The 1,562-nt window shown below is 75.2% G+C and carries 3 protein-coding genes; all 3 read right to left on the bottom strand.

The genetic code is table 11. From position 1 onward, the window contains the following. The coding region (locus tag ACXJKG_RS21080; protein WP_456847667.1) for a trypsin-like peptidase domain-containing protein at window positions 1–289 on the bottom strand (289 nt) is incomplete at its 3' end. A 61-nt stretch (window positions 290–350) separates the two neighbouring features. After that, window positions 351–1,166, bottom strand: a complete 816-nt coding sequence (locus ACXJKG_RS21075; protein WP_456847666.1) for a class I SAM-dependent methyltransferase — start codon at window positions 1,164–1,166, stop codon at window positions 351–353. Between the two features lie 88 nt (window positions 1,167–1,254). Beyond that, on the bottom strand, window positions 1,255–1,416 hold the full coding sequence (locus tag ACXJKG_RS21070) for a hypothetical protein (protein WP_456847665.1): 162 nt from the start codon (window positions 1,414–1,416) through the stop codon (window positions 1,255–1,257). Window positions 1,417–1,562 lie beyond the last annotated feature (146 nt).

The following is a 1,562-nucleotide window of genomic DNA, read 5'->3' as shown; positions in this document are numbered from 1 at the left end:
GCGCGGGCACCTCGCCCCGGGCGAGCAGGACGGCGAGGTCGGAGAGCGGGTCGCGCCCGACGACGTCGGCCTGCAGGGTGGTGCCGTTGCTGAACGCCGCCGTGGCGAGCGTGGCGCCCGCCACCACGTGCGCGCTGGTCAGCAGGTAGCCGTCGGACGTGATGACGCTCGCGCTGCCGGCACCGGTCCCTCGTCCGCTCCGGACCGTCAGGCTGGCGACGCTGGGCAGCACCGCGTCGGCGACGGCGACGACCGTGCGCGAGTACGCGTCCAGGGGCTCTTCCTCCACGGCCGGTACAGCCACGTGGGGAGGCCCGATATGCCCCCGGTTCGCCGCGGGCGCAATCCGGTCAGGCGCGCTCGCCGAGCGTGTGCCGGACGTCCTGCCCGAAGGTGATCCGCCCGGAGCCGTCGCGCAGCGCGCCGACCGCCTCCAGCACGTCGGAGCGCAGCGCGTCGTGCCGGTCCGGCGGGACGGCCTCCCACATCGCACGCTGCCCGTGGGACCAGGAGAACTCGAGGAAGTGCTCGGGGTCGCGGAACGCGGCCTCGACGGTGCGGTGCGCGGTCCGGACGCCCTCGAGCCCCGCGTCGTCGAACAGGTGCACCATGCCGTCGTCGGACGCGAACGGTCCGCGGGTGCCGCTCGTGCGCGCGTCGAGCATCGCCGGCGGCAGGTACGGGTCGAACAGCGCGTCGACGGCCCGCCACCGCTCGTCCTGCGCGCCGAACGTGGTCACGCCAAGGCGGCCGCCGGGCACCAGCAGGTCGCTCCAGGTGCGCAGCGCACCCGCCGGGTCCGGGAGGAAGAAGAGCACGAGGCACGAGGCGAGGACGTCGAAAGAGGACGCCGGGAGGGCAGGCGCACGGGCGTCCCCGACGCGGACCTCGACCTGCGGCAGGTCCGCCAGGTCGAGCGCGGTCAGCTCCACCATCCGCGGGGCCAGGTCGATGCCGAGGGCGTACCCGGTCGGTCCGGCCGCACGGGCCAGCGGCGCCAGGGCCGCCCCGCGTCCGCAGCCCACGTCGAGCACCCGCTCGCCCGGATCGACGGCGAGCTCGTCGACCAGCCCGGCTGCGATCGGGCCGAACCACGGGACCCCGACGTCGTCGTAGGTGTCCGCGGCGCGGTCGAACACTCCGGCGATGCCGTCCGTCTCTCCCATGCCGACACCCTGGCAGTGCGACGTCGCGCGGGCCAGACGAGTGCGTCCGCCGACCGTTCGAGCCGGTCGGCGGACGCACACGGACGCGCTAGATCCGGCGGCGGCGGCCCGGTGTCACCGCGGCCGCGACGACGGCCGTCTTGGCGACCGGCGCGGGACCGGGAGTGATCGCCTTGGCGACGACGGCGGTCTTGGCGACGGGGTGGCCGACCACCCCGACGCGTCCGATGCGAGCGGGACGGAGCGGCATGTCAGGACTCCTCTAGGGCGAGTGCCTCGTCAGCCTCGATCGAGGCGATGATGGCCTGGATGGGGATGCGGCCGTCGGCGATGAGCTGACCGCCCGAGCGGCGGGCGGCGGACGCGAACCCGGCGGCCCACAGGTTCTCCCAGATG

The sequence above is a fragment of the Cellulomonas sp. P5_C6 genome (assembly GCF_054049635.1).
This window is presented reverse-complemented; position numbering and strand designations above follow the sequence as displayed.

Coding starts and splice junctions, on each gene's coding strand:
- ACXJKG_RS21070 (WP_456847665.1), bottom strand. CDS start 1,416: ATGCCGCTCCGTCCCGCTCGCATCGGACGCGTCGGGGTGGTCGGCCAC.
- ACXJKG_RS21075 (WP_456847666.1), bottom strand. CDS start 1,166: ATGGGAGAGACGGACGGCATCGCCGGAGTGTTCGACCGCGCCGCGGAC.